The organism is Sporomusa aerivorans, assembly GCF_041428895.1.
Classification (GTDB): domain Bacteria; phylum Bacillota; class Negativicutes; order Sporomusales; family Sporomusaceae; genus Sporomusa; species Sporomusa aerivorans.
In genome coordinates, this window is record NZ_CP156926.1 from 6,253,595 (window position 1) to 6,277,098 (window position 23,504).

The window sequence follows — 23,504 nt, forward strand, 5'->3', positions numbered from 1 at the left end:
GGTGTTTCTGTAGACTTCTTACGTGTTGCTATAGTGACTACCTCCCTTGAATTTCGTATACTCTAAAGCCTTGATATTACTGGTTCTATTTATCGCAAATTACCCTTACTCGATAGATAACCTTTGTATTAATTTACAGCGATATTTTTATTAATCCATTGTGTTATTTCTGCAGGTATTGGACGCTTACCACGCTCGATATCGCTGTAGTAGTTCTGCGATATATTCAGTTTCCAAGCCATTAGTTTTTGACTGAGTTTGTTCTTCTTGCGGTATTTCTTGAGTAGTTCCTGTTGTTTCTCTATTACTAACTTTAATGGCATCCCACCACATTCACAGCAAAATGTACCTTCGATATGACCAAAGGACTCTATAGTATTACTGCAGTCTGGACACTGTAGTTTTACCTTGTGGCCGAATTCAGCATTAACCTTGATCTGTTCATATTCCTTAATGTTGATACCTATGTCACCATCATAGTAAGATATTAAAATCCATATTGATTCACAGTGAGGACATTGTTTTGCTTTGTCGTTATCCCTGCTGAATTCGGCTCCACATCTTGAGCAAATATGGTTATATTTCATTTGCATCATTCCTTTGTTTGTTATGCGATTTCATATAATTCATAGAGTTTGTTTATAATTTCTGCTGTTGGTCTGACTGTACCGTTTTCTATCTTGCAAAGATATGAGTTGTGAATCCCTAGTTTCTGACTAACGTACCTCTGCATGAGTCCCTTCTGTTGACGAATAACCTTTAGTTTCTTCCCCATGATAAAAACCTCCATTCAATAAAAATTGAATTTATAGGTAAAAATAAAAGAGTGGGCTAACGCCCACTCTCGTCTTTAGCTACATAGTAAATGCAATTATCATCGATATCTCTAAGAATATCTTTAATTCTTCGATATTGGTCATTTATTGCTGTCTGTGTTAGGACATTATCAGAACCATACACAAGAAGCATTGCATTCGCTGTCAATTGCATTATACAGATTGCTAACTTAGGATCGACCTTGAATATTTCTCCTATTGTATCTTCGATTGATTCCATTAGTTTTTCACCTCATCAATATTAATTCCAGCCTTACGATATAACTGTTTAATATCCTCTGGTACTTCTTCGAGTGTCTTATATACACCTAATAGCTTAAGTTCTGTTTCATACTTAAGTTTTATATAGTTCCTTAAGCATTTCCTTAGTTCTTTCATTACATTAAACATTTGATTCCTCCTTAAATAAAGAGAGAGTCCTTTATCAGGACTCCCTTTTCGCATCAAGTTTCGCTAACATATCCTTTTTAAATTGTTCAATCAACCCTAATACAGACCGTTGAAATTTCTCAAGCTCTGCTTTGAGTATTGTATTCTGGTCAGTTACTCCATATATCTTTTTAACTTTCATTAGATCACCGCCTTAATTAACTTTGGTTTCTTTTGTTCTACTTCATAAGCTGCTACAATAGCGTTCAAAATTTTATAATGGAACGATTTCCCAGAAGGAAAGCAAACGCTATAGAAGTTTTTCGCCGGTTTTCGTTCTTCCCTACATTTATGTTTCGGATACTTTAAGGCGTATTCATCGCCAATACCTTTTGTTAAAACAATGTCACGAATTATAAATGAGTCCTCGTCATCAGAAAGTGTGATGTTAGCTATTGTTAAAAACCACTCAGGGCAATTTACAGGTTTAATCAGCCGTACATTAATTACGTTCATTAGTTATGACCTCCAATAACTCTATGGTTAAAAATACCACTATCCTTTAACTTCTCGTTGATCCTGCGAATATCATCAACATGTATCTTGTCAGTATCAGAAGTATTATAGATAATCCCCCGCTGGCTTAATCTAAAGTTGATTTCACATACTCTCCCATCTGCAAAAGTCGCTGTGATACATTGCTTATCATAAGTATCTACAATCTCGACAGACACACATTCTTTTCGCTGCTCTTCTGCCCAATACGCTACTGTAAAGGTCTTAAGAGAGTCAAAGAATACCTTTGGAACTTCTACCCCATTTGCCCATTGTTCTTTTAGTGATACATCACGAATAGACCCATCAGCAAATTTACATGTTGCTGCTCCAGCTAGGCCAGTAATTAAATCAGGCCTGTAGTCAATCATCTCTATAACAGTCCATTCCTTCTCAAATTGTTTCATGCATTTAGTATCAATAAACCTGACTTCATTATCTGCCGTGTAGAAGTGACTAGCCCCTTTTGTTTCGTCTAGGGTTTTACCACATAGACAGCAAGCTATATCCATTGTTCGAATGCTGCCTTTTGGCCTAACCTGCCGATTATGGTAGTAGTCCTTCCTTGTGGCGATTTCGTTAATTCTGTTAAACATTTTCATTCCTACATCATCCTTTATTTTTTTATTTCCATCCTGGCACTATTGGCACCAAGATGATTGACTATTGTTTTAAATCCTGAACCTGGCACTCTAATACTTTAGCGATTTTAAGCCAAACGTCCCAGGAAGGCTCAAAATGACCGCACTCAATTTTTGAAAGATATGAACGAGTAATTCCACATAGTTCTGCGACTTGCTTAATTGACATGCCTTTTTGGGTGCGTCTAACCATCATCCCAATTCTGCGTTTAATAATAATCACCACCTTTCACAAATGTGTCATATAGGGTAAAAATAAAACAGCAACCCAATGACCAAAAGGTCACTAGATTGCTGGAGGAAACTCCTGTCTTACTAAAGTATATGGTGAATCTATAAGCAACTACCATGTTTAATGTTATTGTCGAATATCTTTAGATATCCTCAATAAAGTATGTAGTTGTCTTGTGCAGTTTTTGAATCAAACCGTTCACTAAAGATTTGTGGTGAACCTATATCAAATTACTCAATATAAGTCACTTTATTTAAACAAAATATGCACTCTCAATAAAGGTTATGTTAAGCTTCTAATATTTACATATAAGTCGGACTAACTTAAGTTTTTAGACAATTCTATTTCTCGTCTTCATAAAATTCATTTCTATATATAGTGGGATTATATTGCCAAAAGTCAACCTTTATTCATGTTCCACCTATAATGTCTTTAATTAACCAAAAGTTGCACTTTAGTTACTCCTAAGTTTCTCTAACTCAGGCATCTACAGGAGGAGTACTGTAGTTTTACGTGAGTTTGCAATTCTCACGTTGCCTGTCGTTTCATTTTATTGAATTAAACTTTCAACATAAGTCACTTTAACTTAAGTTTCTAGACACTTTATTCATCGTCTTCGTATAAATCATCGTCACTCATCACATGAAATCCTATCGCTGGCACACGTTCATCGATAGATTCATTATGTTCGCTGGCCTTAGAACCACCTTCGCATCTAATATAGTTGAGCTTACATTGTTCTTTAGAATACTGAGGACACTTAGGATAATCTTTAGAAGGTATTATCATTAGGTTCCTCCTTTTGGTATCATTGGGTGATTTTAAAAGGGTACTTTTACCTGTTTTGAAGGGGTAAATCTACCCGTTCAAGATTCCCTAAAAGCCTTACCGTTATTGACTTTGAGCTTTTTTACTATCTATATCTTATACTAAGGATATTTACGCTTAACAAGGCAAAGACAATCATAACAAAGCAATGCAAATAGTAATTCTTATAGTAATACCCTTTAATATCGCCCTAAAGGGCGAACTCGCCACAGCGAGTTTAAAACCTATTCAATATAAATAAAGGTTAATACTTATAGTACTTAACCTAAAGACCACTATAGTCACCATATGTTAATCTATAGAAACAAAAAAACTATAGAAACAAAAAAACTATAGCAATCATATGACTACTATAGTCCTCTTTACTCATCTTCTAGTTCTTTCGATTCATCTATAGTAGTTGTCACAGGGGGACTTTCGATCACCTGATATATATTGTCTCGGTTATCTTCAATAAATTGGTCGAAAGTTTCTTGTGATTGTTCTTTAGTATTTACTATGGGTTGTTCTGGTAGTTCTTTAATTACTTCTACGGTATCTTTAGCTTGACGGTAGTTTAGTCCATTGTCTCTGATGTATTCTGCAGTTTTTATTTGTTCCTGGGTGGTATCAAGGTCAGCGATGGGACTAACAGCATAATCAGTAAGTTCTTGAGATTTTATCATCTGCTTGACTTCTTCAGGATAACCTGCAGCTTTTCTCCAGCGTCTTATTGATATTTCATCTACCCCAAGTCTTCTTGCGATCTCCCTGTTGGATAGTTCTTCAGGTGCGACAGTCTGTCGCATGTTTTCTACAGCTTCACCCTTTTCACTATCCGTCAAGTCTTCCCTCTGTAGATTCTCCGAAAGCATGAACCAATTGGTATCTTCAGGAGTACATTCTATGACAACACAGGGAATCTCTTGCCAACCAAGGGATTTACAAGCGAGGAATCTACGGTGTCCCATGATGAGGTGGAAGAGAAAAAACCTAGGTCATGATATAACCTAGGTTTAATCAAATAACTATTTAGTTGCTAATCTCCTTAATTTTTGCATCTGGATATCTCTCCAGTATTTTTGGCAAATGGCGTTTCGTTGTGTATATCCTACCTTCCATTACGAAAGATTCTATTACATCAAAGGTAACGCTATCCTTATAAAGTATTATTTGCATTAGTGATACCTCCGTCAACCAAAGAATAACTATGGTTATGGTCTGCTGCTACTGCCATTAGTTTAATCGAATTATAAACAACAGGTTCCGTCCATATATATTCCTTAATAAAATCAATGGTATCTGAGTAACTATCAAATATTGCCATGTCGCTTTCAACATCTTTATTTAGCCATGTGAGGATAGTTTTCCCATTATAGTTAGTTTTGTTATTACTAATAAAATCTATCGTTTGAACATTGGCACCATCTATGATTTTTATCGAGTCCATTACTAAAGGCTGAGTCGCTAAATACTCACTAATGAATTGCTTTGTTTCTTCCATAGTTGCAAACTCTGCACCGTCTTTATTATTATCCCAATCCAGCCAAATTAATTTAATCATTAACAACCTCTCCTCTTTACATCACACGTTTTCGTGTGTTTTGATTATTTAAATAGTATCACACGTTTTCGTGTGTAACAAATTGGATAATTCTTCTTATTGAATGTTTTATGTTATTTATGTTCCGATTTCACAAAAATACTACACATATCACACGTTTTCGTGGTATTATATTCTCGTAAATATTTACAAAAGGTGGTAAGTGAATATGACAATAAAAGAACGTATTAAACCCTTACTAGAAAATAAAAATATGACTCTCGAAGAACTAGCATCACGGTTAAATTGGTCAGGTAGAGCTTTGCATAATAAGCTAACCCGCGATAGCTTGAAGTATTATGATGTTGAAAAAATTCTAGATATTTTAGGCTACACTCTTGAATGGAAACCTAAATAAATTATTTTTTCATTATTACTGTGTGTTATTGTCATGATTATTTAGTTATCATGAGTATTTATCTGCTGTAAAAGTATATATGTCTATTTTATAGCCAAAAAGAAAATCAGGCCAAAGAATTGACCTGAATAAGTTTTCCATTAAGCCTGCCTACAATCTTTTTATACGAATAATCTTACACAATACGCTGAAAGAGTAGATGGATAATATTCTTTTAGTTCTATTTTTCTTCACAGATTTCTTTTGTAATTGGAGATAGTTCGCCGTTTACTCGGTAATCAATTATTGATTCAATAATTCTTATCGAGTTCCAAATAACAGGCTTACTTAAGAGAATCTTATAAACAAATTCATATGCTTGCTCCATGGTTTTGAAAGGCGCAGAGTTATCCTTACCTTCGTGATCTTGCCATAATAGTAATATTTGTTTCTTCTTAGATAACTGACTTTCATCAAATTTGTATTTAAAATAATATTCAGTTCCATCGTCAACAACTCTTATGGAGTTAAGTATTATTGGTTGAGTACAAATATATTCAGTAATAAATTTTTGGGCTTTACGCATACTTCCAAATTCAGCAGAATCATCCTTTAACTCGTGATCCTTCCATTTAACTATAATCATTATTTTTTCCTCCTTTTATTTTTCTCACACACCGCTTTCTTGAGTACCTTCGATGCCTTAAACTTCGGTTTTCTCTTAGCTTCTACAGTTACACTTTGACCATTCTGGGGATTCCTGGCGGTTCTCTCAGGCGCATCTACTACAGAAAATGTACCGAATCCTTTGAATATAACATCATTACCTATAGCTAATTCTTCAGTAACAATCTCAAGCAAAGTACTATAGAATTTCTCTGCGGCTACTTTAGTTGATTCAGTGCGATAAGCAATTTCATCTACTATCTCTAGTTTGGTCATGTTAGCATCAATCCTTTCTTCTAATTGGCTTGTTATTAATAGAAAGTATCATCATCTTGTAACTATAGAATCCCCCCCCCATCTTATACACAAAATAAAAAGGTCAGACATTTTATGTCTGACCTAATCCATATCTTGTGTATACTTTAGAAATAAAATTTGTAACCATGGTTAAGATTCTTGCTATCAGTAAATTGCTAATAAAAAACGGACTTCCTCTTGATAGCATAAAATCCCCCCTCGGTTAAATCCATTATAGTAAAATATTGTCATAGTTTCAATAATTTTTTAATATAAACATAAAAGTCACTCACAGACTACCAAGAGTAATCATGTGAGTGGCTAAAGTAGTTTCTTTTGTTATATCATCAATACAACCAATCCTTGTTATCTAACGGATTATACCTAGCGTGCTGCAGTTTAATCTCTTCTGTGTTTAGACTTAAGTAGTTCCTTGTAGTATCCAAATCAGCATGACCCATGATCTTCTGCAGACTGAACACATCGCCACCATTAAGCAGGTAATTTTTCGCAAAGGTGTGTCGCCACGTATGGCTACTAACCTTCTCACCTGTTAGCTTTAGTTCCTTCTTAAGTTTCTGAAACATAATATCTACACCGCTATTTGTCATTTTTCTTTTTGCTCTACTTGGGAATAAATACTGGCATGTTTCATCCCCTAAGTATTCCTCGCGCATCTTAAGATATTGCATGAAGATGCGCCTCAGAGTCTTCCCTATTGGAACATACCTTTCCTTGTTGCCCTTGCCAAACTCAATCCTTAATAAATCATTAGTTATATTTAAGTCTGCGGTTCTGAGGTTCAATAGTTCCATCTTGCGAATACCTGTTGAAAAGAATGTTGCCATTATGCAGTAGTTTCGCATTCCAAAGAAATCACTTTTGTCAAAGCTATTCAGTAATTTACTGATCTCTTGTCCAGTGAATGTCCTCATTTTCTTCTGCTCTGCTTTTGGCGGTTTTACGTTCTTTATTGGATTCTTTGAAATATAATCTTCGCGATACAAAAAGAGTATAATGTTTTTGATCTCTGCCCAATGCCTATGAATCGTAATATTCCGTAGTCCTTTTGCCTTGAGCGAATTAAGAAACTCGCGGATAACATCTGCAGTTATTTCTGCGACATCAAAAATGTTTCTCTCGACTAGATAATCGAAAAACTTGGTTATCTCGCTGGAATAGGTACGGTATGTACTCTTGGTTACACCTTGTGCTTCCTTCGCTGTCAAGAAGATTCGTTTGGCTGTTCTTAAGTCCATTACTTATGTGCCAGCTTCTGCATATTCATGTGATTTACTGTTGATTTATACAATTGAAATACCATTGGATTATGTGTAGGAAAGAAACCTATGCTCCACCATAAGAAAAGACTAGACAAATCGAATGATTCATCTAGTCTTAAACCCTTGTATTATCTAAGGTTATGCTCTTATGGTGCGCCCGGAGGGACTCGAACCCCCGCAAGACGCGGTTTAGGAAACCACCGCTCTATCCACCTGAGCTACGGACGCATGTTTTTAAATTCTTGGTATTAACTATGCTTAAGCCACTTTCCCTATCTGCTTTATAATACTCTATCTGACCTAAGAAATCAACTTTCAAACACAAATAGGAATTGCCTGGAATGCAAATCACACTTTAAAATCAGCATACTGACAGTTATGGGGCTGATTGAGATGCAAAATTTAGTATAACATCTTAGGTATAGCCTGTCAATTGTAAGGTACTGGAACTTTTTATAACCCAGTAGCTTGCTTCTATTTCCCCGTAATACTCATTATTGAAGCTAGCTTACTCCTGCCGGTTGTCTCAATCTATACACTAATTGGCTGCCTGATAATTGTCTTCCACTTTTTTGGGTCACCACGTCTGACATCACTTAGGTAAATCTCATGATGCTTTCCTCTGATTTGATAACCATGCTCATTAATAAAAGAATGCAAATGTGCGACAGTAGGCCCTTCTTCTGAAAATGGGCCGACATGTAAGACCTGTGCAGCCAGCCCTTCATGATAAATGCCAAAACGTATGCTGTCCAGCGCTGGTAAGGCTTTGTCCTGATTAACTTTTGCTGTAGCATCAGTTAATAATTCCGCAGTAACATACTTTGGCTGCATTATCAGCAGTGTCCATTTCCAGTTATCTTTATTATCAATGTTAAAATGGTTCATATCATCACACCACCATAATCCTTCCAGCGGCATTACCCCAAAATTAACCCCTGATATGTTCTTGATCATAAACTTTAATGTATAAGATACGCTAAACAAAGCTGCAACTGCGTTTTGAAATTCTATGGAATTGTTGGGATTTCCGCTACCGTCAATCATTAGATACTGCATAGGTTCAACTGTTACTATTGAAGGGTTTCTGGCCGACGCTGCATATAGTGCTTTTAACTCTTTCTTATAATCAATTTTTTCCATAAACATTTCTCCTTTCATTATGCTATTAGTTCTCAGGTGTTGTTTGCGTTAAGCTGACCAATGTCTTATAGTTCATCCTACTGCCAAGCTGTATTCCATATCCCCGCCGATATTCCCTTTATTTTCCTGTAGATTTTTATAGCTCTCGAATAATAAATGGCTGGGCACACCCAGCCATTTATTTCATATATATTTGTCAGGTTAAATCCTGAACTTCTCGATGGCAACCTGCAACGCAGATGACATCTTGGCCAAACCTTGGCTACTGGCTGCAATCTCTTCTATAGATGCAGATTGTTCCTCTGTAGCGGCAGATACGGTCTGTGCTTGTCCTGCGCTGTTCTTACTCACTTTGTCGATTTCATTTATTGCCAAAACTATTTTTTGACTGTCATCCTGCACTTTTTGGATTGCCAGGTCAATCTCCTGACCTTTAACGGACAATTCCTCAATAAGTGAGGCAATTTGCCTGAAAGCTTGTCCCGCGGTAGTAACAACCTCGGTGCCTACCTTGACTTCTTTTGTTCCTTCATTTATGCCAACGACCGCTTTATCAGTGTCGGACTGAATTTCATTTATCAAATCAGCTATCTGTTTCGCTGCATCCTGAGACTGTTCAGCCAGTCTTCTTACCTCTTCGGCCACTACCGCAAAGCCCCGGCCTTGTTCCCCCGCTCTTGCAGCCTCTATTGCCGCATTTAAGGCAAGGAGGTTGGTTTGGCCTGCAATTCCGGATATTGTATCCACAATCTGGCCTATTTCTTTGGAACGATCACCCAGTTTAATAACAGCTTCGGCAGAAGTATTCACGGTTCTCTCAATATTACTCATTTGATTGACAGCGACATCGACCGCCCCCAGCCCCTGCTTTGTCGTATGAGCGGCATTAATTGCGGAATTAGTTACTACTGCGTTATTTGTGACAAGCTGTTGAATACCGGCGGAGACATGCTCTATTGCTTTGGCGGCTGTGTCTATAGAATTAGATTGCTGCTCTACACCTTCTGCTACTTCTGTAATTGTAGTTGCTACCTGATTAGCAGCCTGGGCCGACTGTTCGGCCACGGCAGTTAATTGCTCAGAAGACACAGCAACCTGACTGGCGTTTTCTTTTATGCGTACCACAACATTTCTAAGCTCTTTCTTGAGACCAAAAACTGTGTTAGCCATATCTGCAAGTTCATCATTTCTCGTAACAACAACATCTTCTTTGGTTAAATCCAGTTTCCCGACATCCGCCAGCAGGCTGTTTAAAGCATGTAACCTATTTGCTAAATTCCGGCCATACCAGACAGCAAGAGCCGCTATCACCGCCCCCAGCAATATTCCTACCGTAAGGCTTAGCGTATTAGCATCCTCGGCTTTTTTTACTACCAAGCCAATGTTATTCTTTAGGCTTTCATCCTGCAATGAAAATATCTTATCAAAATCAGCGTCTATTTTGGTTGTCAAGGTCCGCCCTTCTAACACTATAGCACTGAAGTTAGGGTCATTTTCCCTTTTCGCCTTTAATATTTTGTCAGAAGCCTGCGTGTATTCATTAAGTAATTGTGCCAACCCCTGCGCTTCTGATTTAATTGTTGCGGACTTTGTAGCTAATACCCAGGTGTCTATAATTTCAATACTTTTACTCAGATGCTCTCTGGAACTTTTTTCATACTCGGGATTGCCATATGCTACGAAGCCTCTTAAGTCGGATATACTTCTGTGAAACTCGTCTTGAGCTGTTTTCATATTTATTGTTCTTGTGGTCGTATGTGTAAATGCTCCAATAAAACTTTCGGACAGGCTTGTTGTCGTAAATACAAAAAAGCCCAGTAAAGAAAAGAAAACTAAAATGGGGATGCCTAATGCTGCAATAATTTGAGCTAGAATTGGAATACGTCTACTTGTCATGAAAAGACCTCCTTGATTGCTGCAAATAAAGTCTAGTTTACCATATTTATACATAATAGTAAACCATTTATAAAATTTGCATTGCCAAGTGTACCCTTGGCTGGAGGTGTTCTAAATCTGCCGCTAGTAAAGAAGATGGCGCGATATATCTACTCAATAAAAGTGTACAATCCCGAATCCTCTTTTCCGTGACTGCAACCTGTTACGCAACAGCAGCTGTAGATAGGAAAAAAGAGTAAAAATGCTATTATTCAGGTTTATTTAAACTCACCGGACATAAAGTTAAATACGGTAATAATGACAGCTGTCAGCATAAAGCTAAGAACCCATGCCGCCAGCGGATTCAAATAGTGTATCCGTATTATTGAAAACATGGCAATATCAAACATTGCAGAGGTCGCCCACGACCAGCCGTTCTTATACGAGATTCCGCCTACCAGGAAGTGATCAATAAACTCCAGGCAGGAATAAAATACTACCCACAGAGCAATATACCCATATTGGTAAAGCCTAGTACCAATTCTTTGAAATTGCGAAAGATAGACAAAAGTAGTAGCCGGCAGCATAACAAAGCTATTGACTAGCTCTACGGCAGTTTGGGTTTTTACTATAAAATCAGGGTTATAATTCCAGAGGATATGATGATAGGTCAAAAAACTTGCCGCCAAATTTACTACCATGACAAATAGGACGGTCGGATAAAACAGACGCCAATTTTTCCAATCACCCCATTTTACTATGGCAAGTAAAAAAAACAGTACCATGCAAACCCGAAAAATCAAGACTTCCACATTGCATACCTCTCTTTATTAGTATTTTCCCCCTACTCACTCTTTCTAATTCAATAACCCCGCCATGTAGCACTGGCGGGGTTATGACTGAAAAATATGGCTTTATTAATAATATGACTTGCCGGCGGAAAATATGCTTAAAATTTGGCGGTACTAAATAGGAGTCCTGAGACCATTGGTATCAACCAAATCAACCAGACGAAAATACTAAACTTGTGGAAATTAGCTTTTAGATAGTTATTATCTGACTGCAATACCCAAGTTGCCCAAATAGTGTGCGTAAACATAAGCAATATTGCCAATAGCCCGGTTAAGCCATGAAAGTCGGCCTGAAATCTCCCGGCAATTTCGCGCATTGCCGCAGTACCGATACTGTCAAATACCAAACCAGCCCAGAAAGCAGCAACATGCCAGCGTTTTAACGTATTTTGCGCTTTTTCTGCCAATACAGCCAACGTATAAAATAAACCTGCCGTGCTAATAAAACTAATGGCGATAATCAGCACTACTTTGTCCTCCCATTCCCGAGGTTGCTTAGTATGAGCATGTACAAATACCGCTTTCTACTCTAATTCCAAGAGCTTGCTCTTATTTCCTCCAATAGCGTTTGAAATATATAACATGCACGGGCTCAAGAAATAACTGCCCGCCATATATTGGGCGGACTCATCTATCTTTGTGTCTACATTTTGTAATAAAGTGTTCGATTTCTGAACAGGCTTGCGCTGTCGATAGTTTGTTATATTTCGCTGAGAATGGATCCGCAAAACCATGTTCGCCTTCCAGCGCGATCACCCTGACCTGCGCTACCTTGCTTACATGAAAAATCAGATTATCCACAGAGAAAGACGGCTCTCTGGCGGGAAATAACAAGAGAACCGGACATTTTGGCTGTACAAAAAGATAATCCCGGATTCTTGACCCGTATAAACCGATAATGGCATCACATAACCCGGTTCCGCTGCACCGCCAGGCCACAGTGGCACCGATACTGTACCCTAAAACAAAAACATGCCGGTATTGGGGCCGGACTTGGGCAAGAAATTCTTCAGCCTGGCTGAATGCATTGTCAAAACCTATGCAATCTTTAAAATAATCATAGGCCTGTTTTTCCTGGGAATAGGCAAAAGCTTCCCGGCCTGTTAACAAGTCAGGAGCTACGCTGTCAAAGCCATAGTCTGCAAACCATTTGCACACCTGCTCAATATGCCGGTTAATCCCGTATATCTCATGAAGTATAATCACGGCTGTATCCGAGCTATTACCATACTTTATCATATCGAACACCCAATTGTCATTTTGTTACCGAATTATAGCATTAGCACTTATCTCAATCAATAGTTTGGCCTGTGTTTAATCTTTGCAAAATATCGTAAATTGATATAACATATCCACAGGCTACTGTCAAGCTTGGGGTAATATCTAACCATTACCGTTATCCACAAACCAGATTTTTAAGTTATCCACATCAAAACACTGGTTTTTTCATTATTTATCCCCACCCAGGCACATTTTCCCCACACCGTTCACAGAGTTATCCACATTTTAAGGCGTTTTGTGGATAAAATTGTGGATAAAAAATCATTCTGTGGAAAAGTGCTGCCTGCCGGTTAAAGAAAACACGGTTTGAGTTGAGCCTTTGGCGAAAGCGGCAACTGACGCAGACCTATTATTCAGCCGTAAAGCTATACTTTCTAACAGGACAAAAAGTAAAGCGTGACATAAAGTCACGCTACCGGACGGCTCCAATCAACATGGACACCTGTTTTACCCCAAATACGGGTAAGTGCAATTTTTAGATTCTCAACACTCTCAGCAGGCCGGACGGTTACATCCTTAAAATCCAGCAGCCCTTCTCCGGCTACCCGGATTACATGCTCAGATGCCAGATAGGTTTCAATAATCTGGCGAGCTGCCGCATCGTCAAACATCACTTTCACAGCTTTATCTGCCTGGTCATATTCGATATAACCGCACTGTCCCTTATATTGAACAGCTACTTTAAAGTTTTCTTCCATTATGTTCGCCTCTTTTCTCGAAACAAATTATACCCACTGCCTATAATATTATACCGGCAGGCGAAGAATTCCTGCCGGCTTGTTTGTTATTCCGCAACCCGCCGGTACATCGGCTTAAAACGTTGTTCCAGTGGACTGTCAGGCTCCGGATTGGCCGCCTGGGCCTCCACAAAGAATGCCATTTGGGAATTGACGGCTTTCCCCCGCTTATCCACCCGGCGGTAGGTACCGTCTTTCTTCATGACATAGGCTTTCTGGTTATCCGCCAGGGTAGTTTCCAGTATATCCTTAATCCGTTCAATATGACTTACGTCTTCAATAGGAAAAAACAGTTCCACGCGTTCATTAAGGTTACGCGGCATCCAGTCGGCGCTGGATAAAAATATCCGCTCATCACCGCCGTTGCCAAAATAAAAGATGCGATGATGTTCTAAAAACCGGCCCACAATACTACGCACTGTAATTGTCTGGCTGACACCTGCCACCCCTGGCCGTAAGGCACATATTCCCCTGATAATCAGATCAATTTTTACGCCATGGCAGGAAGCTTCATATAATTTAAGTACAATATCCTTATCAACAAGCGAATTCATCTTGGCGATAATCCGCCCGCCGCTGCCGGCCTTGGCAAATTCAATCTCCCTGTCAATCAACTCTTTGATTTTTTCCCGGAGGCCGAGCGGCGCAACAACAATTTTATTCCATACAGGCGGGTCAGAGTAACCTGACAACACATTAAAAAAGGCTGACGCATCGGCTCCAAACTGCTCATTGGCGGTAAACAGGCCAAGATCCGTATACATTTTGGCGGTCGCATCGTTGTAGTTGCCTGTGCCCATGTGGACATAGCGTTTAATACCATCCTGCTCCTGCCTGACTACCAAAATCATTTTAGCATGGGTTTTAAGGCCAACCAGACCGTAAATAACGTGGCAGCCGGCTTCCTCCAGCCGTTTAGCCCACAAAATATTGTTCTCCTCGTCAAAACGGGCTTTTAACTCGACAAGTACCGTAACCTGCTTACCATTCTCTGCAGCCTGGGCCAACGCTCTTACGATAGGTGAATTGCCACTGACCCGGTATAATGTCTGCTTGATAGCCAGTACTTTGGGATCCATCGCCGCCTGAAGGACAAACTCGGTAACCGGCTGAAACGATTCATAAGGGTGATGCAGCAGAATATCCCGCTCGCGAATAGCATCAAACAAGTTGCTTGTATCAGCAAGTTCCCGCGGCGGTTGGGAATTTATCGGTGTATACCGTAAATGGTCCAGGCCAGGCAGGTCGCTGAACCGGAAAAAGCAGGTTGCATCCAACGGTCCTGGTATTTCATAAACATCCTGTTCACCAATATTTAAATTATGCACCAGCAGTTGACGCAGTGATCGGTTGCTGTTCTTGCCAATCTCCAGCCGTACAGCCTGACCGCGTTTACGCTGACGAAGTGATTTTTCCACTTCGGCCAGCAAATCCTGGGCATCTTCTTCGTCAATGGACAGGTCGGCGTTCCTGGTTATCCTAAAGGGAACCACATCTCTGATCGTATAGCCGTGAAACAAATGAACGCAGTAATGCTTGATAATGTCTTCCAGAAAGACAAACTGGCGTTTACCGCCGTCGGCAGGAACTTCCACAATCCGCGGTAAAACGGCCGGAACCTGAATAACGGCGGCATGATCATCACCCGGCTCCCGGCATAACAGCACAGCCAGGTTCAGCGTACGGTTGGCCAGAAAAGGAAATGGATGCCCGGCATCGACCGCCATTGGCGTTATAACGGGAAATATAGTATTGTCAAAAAAGTTTTCCAACCAGTCTTGCGCCCGCTCGTTCAGCTTGGTCATATCGCAAAAACACACCCCGGCCGCGTCCAGTTCGGACAAGATATTCTTTAAATACCGGTAGGCCAATTTGACCAGTTCATGAGCATCTTCTGTAATACACACCAATTGCTGCCGAACCGACAGCCCGGCGGCATCCACCTTGTTTACACCGCTGTCCAGTTGGTGCTTGAGACCGGCCACGCGAATCATAAAAAACTCATCCAGATTAGAGCTGGTTATTGCCACAAACTTAAGCCGCTCCAGCAAGGGCTTGTATTTTACATCAGCTTCTCCCAGGACGCGCCGGTTAAATTTTAGCCAGCTCAGTTCCCGGTTAAAGAAATATTCAGGATTATCATGTATGTCACAGTTTTTGGCTTCAGTCACGCTCATCACCCCGCCCGTCTGATTAATGTTGCTTTTATGCCAAATACATCTTCAAAAAAGTCAGCTTTATCTGCAAATGTCCATCCCTCGAGTGATATGTCTTCATCACTGGTTACCGTGATAACGAGTTCTTCCCCCCGTAAAGCAATCTCGGCCTGCTTTACCTTTTGCCGGTGGCTGCGGTCCATCGCATCAGCCAGCCGGATGATGGCCGACAACTTAGATACCGTCACTTTCTGCGCAGGTGTCAAAGAGGCAAAGTTCGCATCGTTGTCAGAGGGTGACCCTTTGGAATGATAATAAGCGATATTGGCCATTATATGTTTTTCCGCCTCGGAAAATCCCATGAAATCGGATGATATAATCAGCCGGTAAGAATAAAAGTAATGCCGTCTCAGGTTCACATGTTTACCAATATCATGAAGAATAGCTGCCAGTTTCAATAACAGCCGCTGACGGATACCCAGCCCATGGATACGGGCCATCTTATCAAATAGTAATAACGACCACTTTTCCACAGCGGCCGCATGGGTAGGATCATAGTAATATTTCTTGCCAAGTTCCCAGCATAGACTGACAAGTTGACTTTCAATCAGCTCATTATGGGGATGGCCTGTTTTTTCGGCAATGTGTTTAATAACCACACCGTCGATGAACTGATCGCTTAAAATAAGAATCTCCTTGGGATTTGTCAGGGAAAGTATCTGACTATACAGCACGATGGTCGGCAATACAATCTCGGCCTTGTGCTCACTCAAATTAAAAGTTTTTATAATTTGCGGCAGATTTAGAGAGCGAACCTGTTTATAGAGGCTGCTAAACTCGGACAAACTGACATATGTAGTCTTAGCTTGTTCTTTGCCAAGCATTTTTAACAGCAATTTGGTCTCAGGCCCGGATAATACCAGGCGCTCGACGTCATGCCGGCTCATTTCTTTCTCCACCGGTTCAATCGTACTGCTGATATACTCGGATAAAGCCTGGTGAAAGTAAGCTGAATCCCGCTGGTTCTTGTCAAAGCTTTCTTTGATCCGCAGCGCTCCGATATGCATGTTTTGCTGGTATCTGAGATTGCCATTTTCATAAAGGGTAAATCCGAGTCCGCCGGAAGAGATATCGACAAACAGCATTCCGTCACAGGAGTCTAAGAGGCCCCGATCATTAACGGTCTTAACAAGCGACACATATTTATAGAAAATTTCCTGCGGCATTTCCACAACTTCCACGCTAAAACCTGTCTTTACCTTGATCTGATCAATAATATACGGCTGATTCTGGGCTTCCCTGATGGCAGTGGTTGCTACCAGGCGGTAATCCCGCACACCGTATTCAGAAAGTAAACGGCGGTATCCTTTTAACAGTTCACAAATCTCACTGACAGCGGCAAAACTAACCCGGCCAGTTTTAAACGTCTCCTCGCCCAGCATTACCTGACGATAGCTCTGTTCAACAATCTTTACATCTTCCAAACTCGTATATTCCACAATCTGAACACCGATCTGTTCTGAGCCGACATGAATGGCGGCAAACCTGTCAGGTGCATGTCTGGCCATGCTGAACCCCCTACTCTGAGCATTGTAATGCAATATAATATATATTAAATAAATTCGACATTAGAAACCAAAAATCCTGTAAAAATTTTATTACTTAATACTAAATTAACTGTAAATTAACACAATTATAACGTTCACCCCGCACCTGCCAGATAAAATAAAAAAATTATATCGGCATGAACATGTGCATGAATTTCATTATTAAGGGCGAATAAGTTATAATATCTTTTATGTAGATGCAGTTAGGAGTTGAAACTACTTTGACCGAACGGGTAGCAATCATTGACCTGGGTTCAAACTCAGCCCGCCTAATCGTGATGAACATTTACCATAATGGCGCTTATAATCTGGTTTATAATCAAAAAGAATCAGTACGGCTGAGTGAAGGCATGTCGGAAACGGGTATACTGACGCGTGACTCCATGTGGCGGGCGATCGGAACACTAAAAGTATTTGCCCATATGTGTGAAATCGTAAAAGTGGACAAGATACTGGCAGTAGCCACCGCCGCCGTACGTAATGCCAGAAATGGCCGGGAGTTTATTGATCTGGTACATCAGCATACCGGTATTCCTCTCCAGATAATTAGCGGTGAGGCCGAGGCCCGCTTTGGCTATATCGGTATCCTCAATACCATTGATGTGGAAAACGCGCTGCTTTTTGATTTGGGAGGCGGCAGTACCGAAGTTACCCTGATCAAAGACCGCCAGCCGGCTGAAGTATTTAGCATACCTTTTGGCGCCGTCAACTTAACGGAAAAGTTTGCTTCTCAGGATAAAATCAGTGAATCGCAGTTATTTAGCATGCGCGAATACATAATGAGCCGCCTGGAACGTCTGCCATGGCTGAAGCGGTTGGGACTGCCTATTGTCGGCGTGGGCGGTACCGCCCGCAATATTGCCAAAATGGATCAGAAGTTTAAAAACTACCCCTTCCCCAAAGTCCATAATTATCGCTGTGGTCCGATGGCATTCGAGGAATTATGGCGGGAGCTGACCAAAACAAGTTTGGCCCAGAGACGTAAATATCCCGGCCTAAGCAGCGAGCGCGCCGATATTATTATCGCCGGAACCACTATTGTCAAGTCGCTGCTGGAAATATCACAGGCAACCAATATCATCATCAGCGGCTGTGGCGTCCGCGAAGGCATGTTTATGGAGTATTATCTGACTAAGCAAATCCAGTCGGAAATTATCCCTGACATTTTATTACACTCCACCCGTAATATGCTGCTATTTTACAAAGGCAATGAAGCGCACGCCGAACATGTGGCCAAGCTGGCCGAGACCATGTTTGACAAGTGGCAGCCCATATTGCGGCTGTCCAGCCGGGACAGGAAGCTGCTCCGGGTGGCCGCCTTGCTGCATGATATCGGCATTACCATCAACTACTACGATCATGCCCGGCACAGTGCCTACCTTGTGGAAAATGCCCGGCTGTTTGGTCTTACTCACCGGGAGCAGATGCTGGTCGCCGTAATTGCCGGCTGGCATAACGGACCGTCGGCCAAATACGTACGCAACAAGATATATAGTGAATTTCTTGACCAGCACAACTGGCAAACAGCCCGCAAACTTGCACTCCTGCTGGCATTGGCGGAAAGCCTGGAGACAACGCAGCTGGGCTTAGTGCGTGATGTCGAACCAACCATTACCGGCAGTCACGCCTCTCTGAAATTGATTACCAATGACCCGGTAAGTATCGAGCGCCAGGCTGCCGCTCAGCACCGCAAATGGTTTAAGAAAGAGCTGGGATTTGATCTGATTATTGACTAAGGAGGTTTTCATGGTTTCGTCTCTGGTTACTATTACTTCAGGCCTCACACTGCTCACCCGCTTCGTAAGCCAGGTTTTTCCGCTTGTCGACTCCGAACTGGGCGGCTGGCAACGTTATGCCGCCGGCCTTGAGCCAAATGAGCTGACTGAACAGGCGCTGGCCAGCATCCGCTCTAAAAAATTTCATTGTCAGGGCGGAAGTATTTATAGTCTGTATAAAGGTGTGCCAACGTCTGATTTTGTCCGGCTGGTAGTAGCACTGCAAACCATCAGCGACTATCTTGATAACCTCTGTGACCGGGCCGGCATCGCGGATGAAGCCGCCTTTCGCCAGCTACACCTGGCTATGACCGACGCCTTGGACCCAGGCCGGCCGCAAGACGATTATTACGCAGCCTATCCTTTCCGGGATGATGGCGGCTATCTCAGTTCTCTCGTCTCTGTCTGCCGCCAGGAAGTGAGTAAACTGCCCGCCTACCCCCTTGTCAGGACCGAACTGATACGGCAGGCAAGTCTGTATAGCGAACTTCAGACCTATAAGCATCTCGACCCCAAGGTACGCGAGGAAAAAATGCTTACCTGGATCAGCAAGCATTTACCTGACTATCCGGACATTACTCCCTGGGAATTTGCGGCTGCGACCGGTTCCACATTAGGAATGTTTATGCTCTGCGCCGCTGCGCATAATCCCGGGCTGACCCCTCATATGGTCAGCCAAATTGCCGCTGCTTACTTCCCCTGGATTAATGGTCTTCATATTCTGCTGGATTATTTCATCGATGAGAACGAAGATCTTTTGGGCGGAGATTTAAACTTTGTAGCGTATTACGCCAATCCTGAGCAGACGCTTTCGCGCCTCTTATACTTTTATGAGCAGGCGCACAAGCAAACCGTGGCCTTGCCGGAAGCCGCCTTCGCCCGGACGGTCATAGACGGCCTGCTGGCAATGTACCTGTCAGACCCGAAAACAGATCCGCCGGCTCCCCGCACCGTCCGGGACAGCCTCCTGCAGGCATCCGGACCATATCCCCGCCTGATGTACCGACTCTGCCGGTTACTCCGCAAAAAAGGAAAACTGTAAATAATATCTGGCCGGCGCCTTGCATTGGTGGCACCATCAACAAATGATTTCAATTTTACCCTTTATAAGGATAAAAAAAGATTGCCAGCGTTGCGTGCAATGATTTTGAGTAGAATCACTCTAGCGTCATTGGGCAACAGGAAGCAATCTCATTTTTTTGCTATTATTTTTTTATCTGTCCGGCAGTCTTAATGATCGCCAGGGTAAATTCACCACTGTTATATAAATCCTCTTCCTTAATAAACTCATCGGTTGTGTGAACTTTTGACATGCCTGTACCGAGTACAACCGTTGGTATGCCGTAGCTGTTAAAGTAATTGGCGTCGCTGCCGCCGCCGGTAGCTTTAATAACCGGCTTTAAGCCAATACTCGCGGCTGCCTGACTGGCCAGTGTCACAACCGGTGCGGTCTCCGGCAAAACATAGGCATCATACTCTTTGGAGACTTTAACCTCGGCGCTGCCGCCGGCGGCTTTGACCGTCTCTTCAAAGACTGTACGCATATGTTCAGTCTGAGCAGCCAGTTTTTCCGGGTTACGGCTGCGGGCCTCAGCTTGAATCTCAACTTTGTCAGGAACAATATTGGTAGCCGAACCGCCGCGGATGACACCTATATTGGCCGTTGTTTCCGGATCAATACGGCCGTCTTTTACCGCCGCCAAGGCCTTGCCGGCCAGTACTATAGCATTGATACCTTCTTCCGGGGCAACACCGGCATGAGCCTTTTTCCCGTTAACAGTAATTTCCAGCTTGTTTTGGCCTGGCGCCATATTGATAATCTCCCCCGGAGAGCCGCTGGAATCCAGTGCATAGCCAAAATCAGCCCTGAGCAGTGCGGGATTGATGTTTTTTGATCCGTTAAGACCGCCTTCTTCCGCTACAGTAAAGACCGCTTGTATATCACCATGCGGCAGGTTTTGCGCCTGAACTGTTCTCAGCGCCTCCAAAATAGCAACAACTCCCGACTTGTCATCGGCGCCGAGAATAGTATCACCGGCCGAAGTAATAACACCGTCTTTCAGCACCGGCTGAATACCACTGCAGGGTTCCACACAGTCCAGATGAGCAGTAAAGAGCAGCCGGGGCGCGCCCGCCGTATTACCAGGCATAAAGGCCAGTATATTGCCACAGTTGCCGCCAATTTTGCTGCCGGTATCGTCTTCGGACACTTCCATATGTAAGTCGGTCAGTTTCTTCTTAACGATATCTCCCGCCTGGCGTTCAGCCCGGGTTGAGCAGGTGATCTGCACAAGCTCATAAAATTCGTCAAGCATCCGTTTACGGTCAATCATTTCGATTCCCCCTACATATTTACTGATGCACCCAGTCATATTAACAGTAGACTGTTTCTAAGAGGGGTGCTCACATGCCTAAAACCATTGCGTTAGCCAAACCAAATTCCAAACTGGCGAGCGAACTTGCCGCCCACGGCTTTCGGGTGCTGGACGGCGTATACCAGTCCAGCACCGGCCAGGCAGCTGATATTTACTTATACACCAGTTACCGTCCGACCACCGAGGCCTGCCTTACGGCTCACACCGAGTATGCGGATATCAGTATCGGCCATTATCATTATACCACAACCGATCATCCTGCCACTATTATGCTCAATATTACGGGACTCAACCCAAGCCAAATCATTGACCGGGTTCAACATGAGCTGGCAAGACGCCCCCGCCTGTAAACGTTCAGCGGTAATGCGACAAAAGCGACCGGCCTCTGGTAACTGCACCTTCGCCATATTTTTCTTTGACCTTGTCAATAGCCTCGGCTACCGCTGAAATCTTCTCATCATTCTGGGCAAATAACGAAATTTGCCCCTCACCTGTTTCCAGACCGCTGACAGTTACACCCAATAGTCTTACACCTTCATTCAGGGTTACGCCAGCCAGGGCGCCGGCTGCGGTGCGGTATATCGTCTCGTCCAGATTGGCGGCAACAGGCAGCGTCCGGCTGCGGGTGATGGTTCGGAAAGAACCGAAACGGATCTTTACCGTTATTGTTTTGCCGCTTAACCCCTGGCGTCTTAGCCGCCAGCCGACTTTTTCCACCAACGCCCATAATTCGGTTTGCAGTGCTTCCAGACCGAACAAATCACTGGCAAACGTAATTTCTTTACCAATGGATTTGGGCTGGCATTCATTCATTACCGGGCGGTCATCCTGACCGTTGGCCAACTGGTGAATTACATAGCCCAGTTGGCCGCAATGCTTTGCTAGCAGTTCCGGTTCAGACTGAGCCACTTCCCCAATTGTTTTTAGTCCCAATTGCCCGAGTGTTTTCGCTGTAACCTGCCCCACTCCCCAGAGTCGGGTGACCGGTATATTTTTAAGGATAGCGCCTACTTCTTCAGGACGGATAACCACCAAGCCATCCGGTTTTTTCATGTCGGATGCTAATTTGGCCAAAAACTTATTCGGCGCTACCCCTGCAGAGGCCGTGAGATTTAGTTCAGCTTTGATACGTTCCTTAATTTTGACGGCGATATCCACCGGGTCGGCGAATAACCCTTCCATGCCGGTAACATCAAGAAAGGCCTCGTCCAAGGATAACGTTTCAACCAATGGTGAAAACTCGGAAAATATCTGTACTATTTTATGCGAAACTCCGCTGTACTTTTCATGGTTGGCCGGCAAAAAAACGGCCTGGGGGCAACGCCGTCTGGCCTCTATCGAGGACATGGCAGAATGTACGCCAAATTGACGGGCTTCATAAGAGGCCGTAGCAACAACTCCGCGGGCCCCGGTGCCGCCGATGATTACCGGCCGGCCACGAAGCTCAGGATTATCTCGCTGCTCAACAGCAGCAAAAAATGCATCCATATCCACATGAATAATCCAGCGCTGCATGTTTATTACCTCCGGCAGCAAAATTCGGAACATATGTTCCCACTTAATTATACACCCGCTTTAATAACGAAGCAAGTTGGAAGTCCTGCATCAGGACTAAAGTCTCTTTAACTTTTATCAGTAATATGCTACACTGTAATCGTTGATAAGAGGAGGTATTGTGTGCTGAAACAAAAAATAAGCATCCTAATGACGGTCTTGCTGGTCACACTTACGCCGGCCGCATCAGCCCAGATCAAGCCTATTATTTGGTCGGAATCCATTCATAAGACCGAAAAACCTGTCACTGAGCTTTTTAGTATTTCTGACCATCTGATTGTAAATTCCGACCGCAGTCTGTCGATTAACCTCAGCGACAAATTTCCCATAACTTCTATTGATATACGGCAGGATCGAAATGACAGCCCCAATGTGCCTAAAAAGCAGTTTTTATTCAGTATTCAATTGTCCGATCCTTTGGCTAAAATTATTGATCTCCCGCTTGGTGAAACCAAGTTTGACTAAAATAGAGAAAGTCCCTGCCGGCAACGCGCAGGGACTTTCTTCTTTGCAAAAGGCAAACA

Annotated in this window: 29 protein-coding genes, 1 tRNA gene and 1 pseudogene; 5 read left to right on the plus strand and 26 right to left on the minus strand. The window is 42.4% G+C overall.

Features of this window, described 5'->3' with window-relative positions; all coding sequences use genetic code 11:
• Window positions 1–128 precede the first annotated feature (128 nt).
• The 12 genes and pseudogenes from SATMO3_RS29830 to SATMO3_RS29885 form a co-directional block, all read right to left on the minus strand.
• The gene (locus SATMO3_RS29830; protein ID WP_371375082.1) at window positions 129–587 is read right to left on the minus strand and encodes a helix-turn-helix domain-containing protein; all 459 of its coding nucleotides are present in this window, start codon (window positions 585–587) and stop codon (window positions 129–131) included.
• A gap of 20 nt (window positions 588–607) precedes the next feature.
• Window positions 608–790 (minus strand): helix-turn-helix domain-containing protein, encoded by a 183-nt coding sequence (locus SATMO3_RS29835; RefSeq protein WP_371375085.1) that lies wholly within the window; start codon window positions 788–790, stop codon window positions 608–610.
• A gap of 41 nt (window positions 791–831) precedes the next feature.
• Window positions 832–1,056 (minus strand): hypothetical protein, encoded by a 225-nt coding sequence (locus SATMO3_RS29840; protein WP_371375087.1) that lies wholly within the window; start codon window positions 1,054–1,056, stop codon window positions 832–834.
• Window positions 1,056–1,226 carry a hypothetical protein gene (locus tag SATMO3_RS29845; protein WP_371375090.1) on the minus strand — a complete coding sequence of 57 codons (171 nt, stop codon included), beginning with the start codon at window positions 1,224–1,226 and terminating at the stop codon, window positions 1,056–1,058. Before SATMO3_RS29845 ends, SATMO3_RS29840 begins: the two co-directional genes overlap by 1 nt.
• A gap of 34 nt (window positions 1,227–1,260) precedes the next feature.
• Complete coding sequence (locus tag SATMO3_RS29850; protein ID WP_371375092.1) at window positions 1,261–1,407, minus strand: hypothetical protein; 147 nt, start codon at window positions 1,405–1,407, stop codon at window positions 1,261–1,263.
• On the minus strand, window positions 1,407–1,721 hold the full coding sequence (locus SATMO3_RS29855; protein ID WP_371375094.1) for a hypothetical protein: 315 nt from the start codon (window positions 1,719–1,721) through the stop codon (window positions 1,407–1,409). Before SATMO3_RS29855 ends, SATMO3_RS29850 begins: the two co-directional genes overlap by 1 nt.
• Complete coding sequence (locus SATMO3_RS29860) at window positions 1,721–2,362, minus strand: hypothetical protein (RefSeq protein WP_371375097.1); 642 nt, start codon at window positions 2,360–2,362, stop codon at window positions 1,721–1,723. The genes SATMO3_RS29855 and SATMO3_RS29860 overlap by 1 nt, the downstream gene beginning before the upstream one ends.
• Before the next feature lie 61 nt (window positions 2,363–2,423).
• Window positions 2,424–2,597, minus strand: a complete 174-nt coding sequence (locus SATMO3_RS29865; RefSeq protein WP_371381820.1) for a helix-turn-helix domain-containing protein — start codon at window positions 2,595–2,597, stop codon at window positions 2,424–2,426.
• Window positions 2,598–3,236: 639 nt separating this feature from the next.
• Window positions 3,237–3,422 (minus strand): hypothetical protein, encoded by a 186-nt coding sequence (locus SATMO3_RS29870; protein ID WP_371375101.1) that lies wholly within the window; start codon window positions 3,420–3,422, stop codon window positions 3,237–3,239.
• 401 nt (window positions 3,423–3,823) lie between these two features.
• Window positions 3,824–4,285: a hypothetical protein gene (locus SATMO3_RS29875; RefSeq protein ID WP_371381833.1), complete on the minus strand. Its 462-nt coding sequence runs from the start codon at window positions 4,283–4,285 to the stop codon at window positions 3,824–3,826.
• Window positions 4,286–4,312: 27 nt separating this feature from the next.
• A pseudogene (locus tag SATMO3_RS29880) lies at window positions 4,313–4,411 on the minus strand (ParB N-terminal domain-containing protein); the annotation flags it as partial.
• Window positions 4,412–4,599: 188 nt separating this feature from the next.
• Window positions 4,600–5,004: a hypothetical protein gene (locus SATMO3_RS29885; protein WP_371375104.1), complete on the minus strand. Its 405-nt coding sequence runs from the start codon at window positions 5,002–5,004 to the stop codon at window positions 4,600–4,602.
• A gap of 208 nt (window positions 5,005–5,212) precedes the next feature.
• Here SATMO3_RS29885 and SATMO3_RS29890 point away from each other — a divergent pair, with 208 nt between their 5' ends.
• Complete coding sequence (locus SATMO3_RS29890) at window positions 5,213–5,401, plus strand: hypothetical protein (RefSeq protein ID WP_371375106.1); 189 nt, start codon at window positions 5,213–5,215, stop codon at window positions 5,399–5,401.
• Window positions 5,402–5,621: 220 nt separating this feature from the next.
• On the opposite strand, the gene SATMO3_RS29895 is transcribed toward SATMO3_RS29890, so the two are convergent.
• The 12 genes from SATMO3_RS29895 to SATMO3_RS29950 form a co-directional block, all read right to left on the minus strand.
• Complete coding sequence (locus tag SATMO3_RS29895; RefSeq protein ID WP_371375108.1) at window positions 5,622–6,026, minus strand: hypothetical protein; 405 nt, start codon at window positions 6,024–6,026, stop codon at window positions 5,622–5,624.
• A complete protein-coding gene (locus SATMO3_RS29900; RefSeq protein WP_371375110.1) occupies window positions 6,026–6,322 on the minus strand; it encodes an HU family DNA-binding protein in 297 nt (98 codons plus the stop codon). Before SATMO3_RS29900 ends, SATMO3_RS29895 begins: the two co-directional genes overlap by 1 nt.
• A gap of 368 nt (window positions 6,323–6,690) precedes the next feature.
• Window positions 6,691–7,602: a tyrosine-type recombinase/integrase gene (locus SATMO3_RS29905; RefSeq protein ID WP_371375112.1), complete on the minus strand. Its 912-nt coding sequence runs from the start codon at window positions 7,600–7,602 to the stop codon at window positions 6,691–6,693.
• Window positions 7,603–7,775: 173 nt separating this feature from the next.
• Window positions 7,776–7,854 (minus strand) — tRNA-Arg (locus tag SATMO3_RS29910).
• Between the two features lie 303 nt (window positions 7,855–8,157).
• On the minus strand, window positions 8,158–8,769 hold the full coding sequence (locus tag SATMO3_RS29915) for a GyrI-like domain-containing protein (RefSeq protein ID WP_371375114.1): 612 nt from the start codon (window positions 8,767–8,769) through the stop codon (window positions 8,158–8,160).
• A 201-nt stretch (window positions 8,770–8,970) separates the two neighbouring features.
• On the minus strand, window positions 8,971–10,665 hold the full coding sequence (locus SATMO3_RS29920; protein WP_371375117.1) for a methyl-accepting chemotaxis protein: 1,695 nt from the start codon (window positions 10,663–10,665) through the stop codon (window positions 8,971–8,973).
• 257 nt (window positions 10,666–10,922) lie between these two features.
• The gene (locus SATMO3_RS29925; protein WP_371375119.1) at window positions 10,923–11,456 is read right to left on the minus strand and encodes a CBO0543 family protein; all 534 of its coding nucleotides are present in this window, start codon (window positions 11,454–11,456) and stop codon (window positions 10,923–10,925) included.
• Between the two features lie 137 nt (window positions 11,457–11,593).
• On the minus strand, window positions 11,594–11,962 hold the full coding sequence (locus SATMO3_RS29930; protein WP_371375121.1) for an HsmA family protein: 369 nt from the start codon (window positions 11,960–11,962) through the stop codon (window positions 11,594–11,596).
• Window positions 11,963–12,122: 160 nt separating this feature from the next.
• Window positions 12,123–12,734 (minus strand): dienelactone hydrolase family protein, encoded by a 612-nt coding sequence (locus SATMO3_RS29935; RefSeq protein ID WP_371375123.1) that lies wholly within the window; start codon window positions 12,732–12,734, stop codon window positions 12,123–12,125.
• Between the two features lie 449 nt (window positions 12,735–13,183).
• A complete protein-coding gene (locus tag SATMO3_RS29940) occupies window positions 13,184–13,474 on the minus strand; it encodes a hypothetical protein (RefSeq protein WP_371375125.1) in 291 nt (96 codons plus the stop codon).
• A gap of 86 nt (window positions 13,475–13,560) precedes the next feature.
• Window positions 13,561–15,684 (minus strand): RNA degradosome polyphosphate kinase, encoded by a 2,124-nt coding sequence (locus tag SATMO3_RS29945; protein WP_371375128.1) that lies wholly within the window; start codon window positions 15,682–15,684, stop codon window positions 13,561–13,563.
• A gap of 5 nt (window positions 15,685–15,689) precedes the next feature.
• Complete coding sequence (locus tag SATMO3_RS29950; RefSeq protein ID WP_371375131.1) at window positions 15,690–17,237, minus strand: HD domain-containing protein; 1,548 nt, start codon at window positions 17,235–17,237, stop codon at window positions 15,690–15,692.
• Window positions 17,238–17,497: 260 nt separating this feature from the next.
• On the opposite strand from SATMO3_RS29950, the gene SATMO3_RS29955 reads away from it, so the two are divergent.
• Both SATMO3_RS29955 and SATMO3_RS29960 read left to right on the plus strand, forming a co-directional pair.
• The gene (locus SATMO3_RS29955; protein WP_371375133.1) at window positions 17,498–19,012 is read left to right on the plus strand and encodes an HD domain-containing protein; all 1,515 of its coding nucleotides are present in this window, start codon (window positions 17,498–17,500) and stop codon (window positions 19,010–19,012) included.
• Window positions 19,013–19,022: 10 nt separating this feature from the next.
• Complete coding sequence (locus SATMO3_RS29960; protein WP_371375135.1) at window positions 19,023–20,093, plus strand: tetraprenyl-beta-curcumene synthase family protein; 1,071 nt, start codon at window positions 19,023–19,025, stop codon at window positions 20,091–20,093.
• 163 nt (window positions 20,094–20,256) lie between these two features.
• Here SATMO3_RS29960 and SATMO3_RS29965 read toward each other — a convergent pair whose 3' ends face one another.
• Complete coding sequence (locus tag SATMO3_RS29965) at window positions 20,257–21,384, minus strand: M20/M25/M40 family metallo-hydrolase (RefSeq protein WP_371375138.1); 1,128 nt, start codon at window positions 21,382–21,384, stop codon at window positions 20,257–20,259.
• 74 nt (window positions 21,385–21,458) lie between these two features.
• Between SATMO3_RS29965 and SATMO3_RS29970 the strand changes: the two genes are divergently transcribed.
• Complete coding sequence (locus SATMO3_RS29970; RefSeq protein ID WP_371375140.1) at window positions 21,459–21,776, plus strand: hypothetical protein; 318 nt, start codon at window positions 21,459–21,461, stop codon at window positions 21,774–21,776.
• Between the two features lie 4 nt (window positions 21,777–21,780).
• Here SATMO3_RS29970 and SATMO3_RS29975 read toward each other — a convergent pair whose 3' ends face one another.
• Entirely contained in the window at window positions 21,781–22,941 is a 1,161-nt protein-coding gene (locus SATMO3_RS29975) for a DNA polymerase IV (protein ID WP_371375143.1), read from the minus strand.
• Between the two features lie 162 nt (window positions 22,942–23,103).
• On the opposite strand from SATMO3_RS29975, the gene SATMO3_RS29980 reads away from it, so the two are divergent.
• A complete protein-coding gene (locus SATMO3_RS29980; RefSeq protein ID WP_371375146.1) occupies window positions 23,104–23,445 on the plus strand; it encodes a hypothetical protein in 342 nt (113 codons plus the stop codon).
• Window positions 23,446–23,504: the final 59 nt, after the last annotated feature.

What these genes read in the sequence shown, in the direction of transcription:
- SATMO3_RS29830 (WP_371375082.1), bottom strand. Translation starts at nt 587, where the DNA reads ATGAAATATAACCATATTTGCTCAAGATGTGGAGCCGAATTCAGCAGG.
- SATMO3_RS29835 (WP_371375085.1), bottom strand. Translation starts at nt 790, where the DNA reads ATGGAGGTTTTTATCATGGGGAAGAAACTAAAGGTTATTCGTCAACAG.
- SATMO3_RS29840 (WP_371375087.1), bottom strand. Translation starts at nt 1,056, where the DNA reads ATGGAATCAATCGAAGATACAATAGGAGAAATATTCAAGGTCGATCCT.
- SATMO3_RS29845 (WP_371375090.1), bottom strand. Translation starts at nt 1,226, where the DNA reads ATGTTTAATGTAATGAAAGAACTAAGGAAATGCTTAAGGAACTATATA.
- SATMO3_RS29850 (WP_371375092.1), bottom strand. Translation starts at nt 1,407, where the DNA reads ATGAAAGTTAAAAAGATATATGGAGTAACTGACCAGAATACAATACTC.
- SATMO3_RS29855 (WP_371375094.1), bottom strand. Translation starts at nt 1,721, where the DNA reads ATGAACGTAATTAATGTACGGCTGATTAAACCTGTAAATTGCCCTGAG.
- SATMO3_RS29860 (WP_371375097.1), bottom strand. Translation starts at nt 2,362, where the DNA reads ATGAAAATGTTTAACAGAATTAACGAAATCGCCACAAGGAAGGACTAC.
- SATMO3_RS29865 (WP_371381820.1), bottom strand. Translation starts at nt 2,597, where the DNA reads ATGATGGTTAGACGCACCCAAAAAGGCATGTCAATTAAGCAAGTCGCA.
- SATMO3_RS29870 (WP_371375101.1), bottom strand. Translation starts at nt 3,422, where the DNA reads ATGATAATACCTTCTAAAGATTATCCTAAGTGTCCTCAGTATTCTAAA.
- SATMO3_RS29885 (WP_371375104.1), bottom strand. Translation starts at nt 5,004, where the DNA reads ATGATTAAATTAATTTGGCTGGATTGGGATAATAATAAAGACGGTGCA.
- SATMO3_RS29890 (WP_371375106.1), top strand. Translation starts at nt 5,213, where the DNA reads ATGACAATAAAAGAACGTATTAAACCCTTACTAGAAAATAAAAATATG.
- SATMO3_RS29895 (WP_371375108.1), bottom strand. Translation starts at nt 6,026, where the DNA reads ATGATTATAGTTAAATGGAAGGATCACGAGTTAAAGGATGATTCTGCT.
- SATMO3_RS29900 (WP_371375110.1), bottom strand. Translation starts at nt 6,322, where the DNA reads ATGACCAAACTAGAGATAGTAGATGAAATTGCTTATCGCACTGAATCA.
- SATMO3_RS29905 (WP_371375112.1), bottom strand. Translation starts at nt 7,602, where the DNA reads ATGGACTTAAGAACAGCCAAACGAATCTTCTTGACAGCGAAGGAAGCA.
- SATMO3_RS29915 (WP_371375114.1), bottom strand. Translation starts at nt 8,769, where the DNA reads ATGGAAAAAATTGATTATAAGAAAGAGTTAAAAGCACTATATGCAGCG.
- SATMO3_RS29920 (WP_371375117.1), bottom strand. Translation starts at nt 10,665, where the DNA reads ATGACAAGTAGACGTATTCCAATTCTAGCTCAAATTATTGCAGCATTA.
- SATMO3_RS29935 (WP_371375123.1), bottom strand. Translation starts at nt 12,734, where the DNA reads ATGATAAAGTATGGTAATAGCTCGGATACAGCCGTGATTATACTTCAT.
- SATMO3_RS29940 (WP_371375125.1), bottom strand. Translation starts at nt 13,474, where the DNA reads ATGGAAGAAAACTTTAAAGTAGCTGTTCAATATAAGGGACAGTGCGGT.
- SATMO3_RS29950 (WP_371375131.1), bottom strand. Translation starts at nt 17,237, where the DNA reads ATGGCCAGACATGCACCTGACAGGTTTGCCGCCATTCATGTCGGCTCA.
- SATMO3_RS29960 (WP_371375135.1), top strand. Translation starts at nt 19,023, where the DNA reads ATGGTTTCGTCTCTGGTTACTATTACTTCAGGCCTCACACTGCTCACC.
- SATMO3_RS29965 (WP_371375138.1), bottom strand. Translation starts at nt 21,384, where the DNA reads ATGATTGACCGTAAACGGATGCTTGACGAATTTTATGAGCTTGTGCAG.
- SATMO3_RS29970 (WP_371375140.1), top strand. Translation starts at nt 21,459, where the DNA reads ATGCCTAAAACCATTGCGTTAGCCAAACCAAATTCCAAACTGGCGAGC.
- SATMO3_RS29975 (WP_371375143.1), bottom strand. Translation starts at nt 22,941, where the DNA reads ATGCAGCGCTGGATTATTCATGTGGATATGGATGCATTTTTTGCTGCT.